Source organism: Micromonospora mangrovicola (assembly GCF_047200535.1).
Taxonomy (GTDB): Bacteria; Actinomycetota; Actinomycetes; order Mycobacteriales; family Micromonosporaceae; genus Micromonospora.
Genome location: NZ_JBJZOG010000047.1, coordinates 43950 through 50342 on the forward strand (window position 1 = coordinate 43950; position 6393 = coordinate 50342).

At 74.1% G+C, this 6393-nt stretch carries 6 protein-coding genes; 3 read left to right on the plus strand and 3 right to left on the minus strand.

All coding sequences use genetic code 11. The features are described 5' to 3' along the window. Positions 1 to 153: 153 nt before the first annotated feature. Both ACL02O_RS19605 and panB read left to right on the plus strand, forming a co-directional pair. The gene (locus tag ACL02O_RS19605) at positions 154 to 1917 is read left to right on the plus strand and encodes an NAD+ synthase (RefSeq protein WP_412819548.1); all 1764 of its coding nucleotides are present in this window, start codon (positions 154 to 156) and stop codon (positions 1915 to 1917) included. 144 nt (positions 1918 to 2061) lie between these two features. Continuing rightward, positions 2062 to 2907 (plus strand): 3-methyl-2-oxobutanoate hydroxymethyltransferase, encoded by an 846-nt coding sequence (gene panB / locus ACL02O_RS19610; protein WP_412819549.1) that lies wholly within the window; start codon positions 2062 to 2064, stop codon positions 2905 to 2907. A gap of 45 nt (positions 2908 to 2952) precedes the next feature. Here panB and ACL02O_RS19615 read toward each other — a convergent pair whose 3' ends face one another. The 3 genes from ACL02O_RS19615 to ACL02O_RS19625 all read right to left on the minus strand — a co-directional run bounded on the left by ACL02O_RS19615 (position 2953) and on the right by ACL02O_RS19625 (position 5930). Next, a complete protein-coding gene (locus ACL02O_RS19615) occupies positions 2953 to 3396 on the minus strand; it encodes a VOC family protein (RefSeq protein WP_412819550.1) in 444 nt (147 codons plus the stop codon). A gap of 28 nt (positions 3397 to 3424) precedes the next feature. Continuing rightward, positions 3425 to 4123: an NADPH-dependent F420 reductase gene (gene npdG / locus ACL02O_RS19620; RefSeq protein ID WP_412819551.1), complete on the minus strand. Its 699-nt coding sequence runs from the start codon at positions 4121 to 4123 to the stop codon at positions 3425 to 3427. 322 nt (positions 4124 to 4445) lie between these two features. Then, the gene (locus tag ACL02O_RS19625) at positions 4446 to 5930 is read right to left on the minus strand and encodes an RNB domain-containing ribonuclease (protein ID WP_412819552.1); all 1485 of its coding nucleotides are present in this window, start codon (positions 5928 to 5930) and stop codon (positions 4446 to 4448) included. 147 nt (positions 5931 to 6077) lie between these two features. Between ACL02O_RS19625 and ACL02O_RS19630 the strand changes: the two genes are divergently transcribed. Further along, on the plus strand, positions 6078 to 6393 hold a 316-nt coding region (locus ACL02O_RS19630), incomplete at its 3' end, for a hypothetical protein (RefSeq protein WP_412819553.1).

Here is a 6393-nt window from a genome sequence, read left to right on the forward strand (position 1 = left end):
CGCCGACGTTACGCCCTCACCCGGCGGGCGTCCCGCCGTGTCCCGCCCCGGCGGACGCCGCCCCCGACCCCCGTCTCCCGGGTGGGAGCGGGGTGTCCGGTGTCTCCCTCGTCCGGCCGGATCCGGCCCGGCCGGCTGGGGCAAGATGAGGACATGCCCACCCTGCGTCTCGCCCTGTGCCAGGTCAACCCCACCGTCGGCGACATCGCCGGCAACGTCGACCTGGTCCGCACCTGGGCCCGCAAGGCCGCCGACGCCGGCGCCCAGCTCGCCCTCTTCCCGGAGCTGATGCTGACCGGGTACCCGGTCGAGGACCTGGTCTTCCGCCGTTCCTTCGTCGCCGCGTCCCGGGCCGCGCTGGAGCGGCTCGCCGCCGACCTGGCCGGCGACGGGCTCGGCGACCTGCCGGTCATGGTGGGCTACCTGGACGCGGACGGCCCGCCGCAGGTGAGCGCCGACGCCGAGCCGGGCCGGGGTGCCCGCAACGCCGCCGCGCTGCTGCACCGCGGCGCGGTGGTGGCCACCTACTTCAAGCACCACCTGCCCAACTACGGCGTCTTCGACGAGGATCGGTACTTCGTCCCGGGCGACACCCTCACCGTGGTGCGGATCGGTGGTGTGGATGTGGCGCTGACCATCTGCGAGGACCTCTGGCAGGCCGGCGGCCCGTTCGCGGTGGCCCGCCAGGCCGGCGTCGGGCTGGTGCTCAACATCAACGGCTCCCCGTACGAGCTGAACAAGGACGACATCCGGCTGCCGCTGGTCCGCCGCCGGGCCGCCGAGGCGGGCGCGGCGATCGCGTACGTGAACATGGTCGGCGGCCAGGACGAGCTGGTCTACGACGGCGACTCGATGATCGTCGCGGCGGACGGCCGGCTGCTCGCCCGCGCACCCCAGTTCGTCGAGCATCTGCTGGTGCACGACGTGCTGCTGCCCGCGGCGAAGGAGCCGGTCGACCACCACACGCACCTGGCCGACGGGATGCGGGTGGTGCGGGCCAAGATCAGCGACATCCTGCCGCCGGCCCCCACCGACGAGGTCGCGCTGGGCGGGATCATCGAGCCGGTCGCGGACGAGGCCGAGGTCTGGCAGGCGCTGGTGCTGGGGCTGCGCGACTACGTCAACAAGAACCGCTTCCCGTCGGTGGTGCTCGGCCTCTCCGGCGGCATCGACTCGGCGGTGGTGGCGGCCCTGGCCGTCGACGCGCTCGGCCCGGACCGCGTGGTCGGCGTCTCGCTGCCCAGCCAGCACTCCTCCGAGCATTCCCGGGCGGACGCCGAGGAGCTGGCCAAGCGGACCGGTCTGGACTTCCGGATCGAGCCGATCCAGCCCATGGTGGACACCTTCCTGGCCAACATGTCGCTGTCCGGGGTGACGGTGGAGAACCTCCAGGCCCGGGTCCGGGGCGTGATCCTGATGGCGCTGTCGAACCAGGAGGGTCACCTGGTGCTGACCACCGGCAACAAGAGCGAGCTGGCGGTCGGCTACTCCACCCTCTACGGCGACTCGGTCGGCGGCTACAACCCGGTCAAGGACGTCTGGAAGACGCTGATCTGGCGGCTGGCCAAGTGGCGTAACGCGGACGCCGACCGGCGCGGGGAGACCCCGCCGATCCCGGAAAGCTCGATCGGCAAGCCGCCGTCGGCCGAGCTGAGCCCCGGTCAGCTCGACAGCGACAGCCTCCCCGAGTACGACGTCCTCGACCCGATCCTGATCGGCTACGTCGACGGTGACCTGGGCCGGGAGGGGCTGATCGAGTCCGGCCACGACCCGGCGGTCGTGGACAAGGTGCTGCGGATGGTGGATACCGCCGAGTACAAGCGGCGGCAGTCCGCTCCCGGCACCAAGATCTCCATCAAGGCGTTCGGGCGGGACCGCCGGCTGCCGATCACCAACCGCTGGCGCGAGCACGGCTGAGCGACGGCCCCCGTCCCCGGCCCGCCGTCCTGCGGGCCGGGGAGTGAATTCCTCCACTCCGCCCTGCCGCCGCCCGGTCGTCCGGTGCGACGATCGCGGCAGAACCCGGGGACCGCGAGCGCGGCCTCGAGGAAGGAGAGAGCCATGGTGGAGTCCACCCCGACCGAGGTGACCGCCCTGTACGGCGGGCCGGCCACCCGGCGGGTCCGTACCCGCGACCTGATCGCCGCCAAGGAGCGCGGCGAGCGCTGGGCGATGCTCACCTCGTACGACCAGTACACCGCCTCGATCTTCGACCAGGCGGGGATCCCGGTGCTGCTGGTCGGCGACTCGGCGGCGAACAACGTCTTCGGCTACGAGACCACCCTGCCGGTGACCGCCGAGGAACTGCTGCCGCTGGTCCGCGCGGTGGTGCGGGCGACCCGGCAGGCGCTGATCGTCGGCGACCTGCCCTTCGGCTCTTACGAGGAGGGGCCGACGCAGGCGCTGCGGACCGCGGTGCGGTTCATGAAGGAGGGCGGCTGCCACGCGGTGAAGCTGGAGGGCGGCCGGCGTTGCGCCGCCCAGATCGAGGCGATCGTCGGGGCCGGCATCCCGGTGATGGCGCACATCGGCTTCACCCCGCAGAGCGAGCACACCCTCGGTGGCTACCGGGTGCAGGGCCGCGGCGACACCGCCGAGGAGGTGATCGCCGACGCCCGGGCGGTCGCCGACGCGGGCGCCTTCGCGGTGGTGCTGGAGATGGTGCCCGGTGAGGTGGCCAAGCGGATCACCGCCGAACTGCGGATCCCCACCGTCGGCATCGGCGCCGGTCCCGACACCGACGCCCAGGTGCTGGTCTGGCAGGACATGGCCGGGCTGCGCACGGGCAGGGCACCGCGCTTCGTCAAGCGCTACGCCGACCTGGCCGGCGCGCTGACCGACGCCACCCGCCGCTTCGCCGACGAGGTACGCGGCGGCGAGTTCCCCGCCGCCGAGCACACCTTCTGACCGGTACGCCGGGCGGTGCGGCTGCGGACCGCGCCGCCCGGACGGTCACACCACGCAGAACTCGTTGCCCTCCGGATCGGCGAGCTGCACCGAGTAGTGATCGTTCTCGGGAACGTCCATCCCCCCGATGACCCGGGCACCGAGCTCGACCAGCCGGGCCGCCTCAGCGTCGACACGGTGTCGCCGCTCACCCAACGGCACCGAGCGGCCGCCCCCGACCTTCAGGTCGAGGTGCAGCCGGTTCTTCACCGACTTCGGCTCCGGAACCGGCTGGAACCAGATGCGCGGCCCGGCCCCGGTCGGATCCTCCAGGCGGTCCTGGCAGTCACCGTCGCCGAGTTCCTCGGCCGGGACGCCGATCGAGAGATACCAGTCGCGCCAGCTGCGATGCCCGGCCGGCGGCGGCTGCGGCCGGTAGCGCAGCGCTTCCGCCCAGAACGCGACGAGCCGCTCCGGCTCCCGACAGTCGATCACCAGTTGCCACTCCATGCGGCGATGCTGCCGCACGGGTACGACATCAGAGGTCGGTGACCCGGATGCCGGCGTGCGCCTTGTAGCGCTTGTTGATCGCGATCAGGTTGGCGGTGAACGCCTCGATCTGGTGGGCGTTGCGCAGCCGGCCCGCGTAGATGCCCCGCATGCCGGGGATCCGTGCGGCGAGCGCGGCGACCACGCCGACCAACTCCCGGTCCTCGGTGCAGATCAGCACGTCGAGGTCGATCCGGTCGATCTCCGGGTCGGCCAGCAGCGGCGCGGAGACGTGGTTGAACGCGGCGCAGACCCGGGACTCGGGCAGCAGGCCGGCGGCCTGCTGGACGGCGCTGCCCTCGGCGACGGTGAGCGCGTACGGGCCCTGCTTGTCGAAGCCGAGCGGGTTGACGCAGTCGACCACGATCTTGCCGGCGAGCGGGCCGGCCAGGGCGGCGACGGTGGCGGCGTGCCCGTCCCACGGCACCGCGATGATCACCACGTCGCTGCGCCGGGCGACCTCGTCGTTGTCGGCGCCGGAGACCTCGGTGCCGGCCGGCACGCCGGGCAGCGCGGCGATCTCGGCGGCGGCCTGCGCCGCCCGCTCGGCCGAGCGGGACCCGATCAGCACGGTCTGCCCGGCCCGGGCGAACCGGTAGGCGAGGCCCCGCCCCTGGTCCCCGGTGCCACCGATGATCCCGACGGTCAGCCCGGAGACGTCGGGCAGCGTGGTCGCGTCATAAGCCATGCGGCCATCCTCGCAAAGGTCATCGGCAAACCGGACGGCCGGGCGCTGTGACAATCCCCGCTGCCGGCCCGGTCCCCGCGGACAGTCGTCCAGGCCGGCGGTCGTCTGCCATCCGGAGAACAGCAGTCCCGCGAGTGAGGTGCCTCTCGGTCATATTCATGCCGCAGAGGCATATCGCTCTCAGCTACAGGCGCACCCCGCACGCACGCAGCACCCCCGCACCCCGCACGCAGCTCGCCTACGCCACGTCCGGGCGACCCCGGCGAGCCGGTCCCCGCCCGCGTGACCCGCCCGGCGCGGCAGCCACCCGACCGACGCGCGGTCAGGCGCGTTCGAAGAGGACCTTGCGTTCGGTGGGGTCGGCGGTCACCAGGCGGACCGGGACGCGGTCGCCGAGGGGCAGCTCGCCCAGGCAGCGGGCGCGGACCGGCGGCTCGTCCAGGGCGACCGTGCCGCCGGGCGTCCGACCCGGCCGGCCGCCGCCGTTCGTCGCTGCGGCTTCGGCTTGCCCGGGCTGCCGCGGTACCTCGGCGGCCGGCCGGGGCGCGTCCACGTCCAGCACCGCCGCCTCGAAGGTCTCCCCCACCCGGTGGGACAGCAGTACCGCCTCGGCCAGTTCGACCGCGCCCCGGGCGGCGGCCGACGCGGTCCGGTCGGTACTCGCCATCACCTCCGGCAGCTTTGGCAGCGCGGAGCGGACCCACCCGGGCACCTCGCGGCCCTCGTGCAGGGCCAGGCAGACCTCCGTCGCGTACCGGTCGGCGAGGCGACGCAGCGGGGCGGTCACGTGGGCGTACGCGGCGGCCACGCCGCCGTGCTCCGGCCGCTCCGGCGGCTCGCCGTCGAAGGCCGTGTACGCGGCCCCACGCATCAGCTCGGCCGCCTGGTCGATGAAGGCCGCCGCGCGGGGCTGGGAGGCGTCCAGCCCGGCGAGCACCTCACCGACCGACGCGTCCGCCGGCCAGGGCACGCCCAGCGGGCCCGCGGCCAGCCGGAGCCGTTCCACCGCGTCCGGCTTCGGGGCGGGCATCGTCCGCAGCAACCCGATCCCGCCGGCGAGCATGATGTCGGCGGCGGCCATCCCGGTCAGCAGGGAGATCTGCGCGTTGTGGTCCTCCATCGGGGCGGGCCCGCGCAGCACCAGTCGCCAGCCGTCGCCGTCGGGCTCCACGTCCTGCTCGGGCAACGGCAGGTTGACTGCGCCCCTTCGCAGCCCGCGGGCGGTGAGCAGGGCGCCGATCTCCGGTAGCAGGGCGACCGGTTCGGGCAGCCTGCCGGCGTCGGCGGCGAGCTGCACGCCGACGTAGTCGAGCTTGGCCCGGCTGCGGACCCGCGCCCGCTCCAGGGCGACGGCGACCGTGCCGCCGTCGGCGTCGAGGTCGATGGTCCAGAGCACCGCCGCCCGGTCGGCGTCGGGCAGCAGGCTCGCCGCCCCCTCGCTCAGCGCGTGCGGGTGCAGCGGCACGTTGCCGTCGGGCAGGTAGACGGTCTGCCCGCGGCGCCAGGTCTCCTCCTCCAGCGCCCCGCCGGGCCGGACGTGGCTGGCGACGTCGGCGATCGCGTACCGGACGCGGAAACCGCCACCGGGACGACGGCTGAGGTGCATCGCCTGGTCGAGGTCGCGCGAGGTCGCCGGATCGAGGGTGACGAACGGGACGTCGGTGCGGTCGGCGACGGCGGGCAGCGCCGCGCCGGCCGCCTCGTCGGCCTCGCGCTGCGCCGCGGCCGGGAAACCTTCGGGCAGTCCCAGCTCGCGGCGCAGCGCGCCGAAGTCGATGCGGGGCGCAAGTACGCGTCGGATCACCACGGCGTCAATCCTGACAGCGCCGCGGTTGATCCGCTCGCCGGCACCGGCGGCGGGTCGCTGCGCGGCGTCAGACGCGCCGAGCCAGCGTGCCGCCGGTGAACGGATGGTGCCCGACGTCAGCCCGTTCTGCGGCGGGTGCTCGCCGGCTTGGCCGTCGAACGGCCCGCGACGACCCTCGTGCCGGCCGGCTTCCGGGCCGCGGTCATCCGCTTGTGGGTACCGGTCGAGGTGCTCGTCCTGGCCTCGACAGCGCTGACCGCTTCGGCGGCTCTCCTCCCCGCCCTGCGCGCGCTGGTGGAGGAGGTGCCGGTGGCCTTCTTCGCCGGCGCCTTCTTCGCGGCCGCCTTGCGGGCACCGCCACTCGGGCGGGCCCCGGCAGCCTTCGCGGCGGTGGTCCTCTTGGCGGCCGTCGTCTTCTTCACCGCGGCGGTGGTCTTCTTCGCCGGAGCCTTCTTCGCCGCCG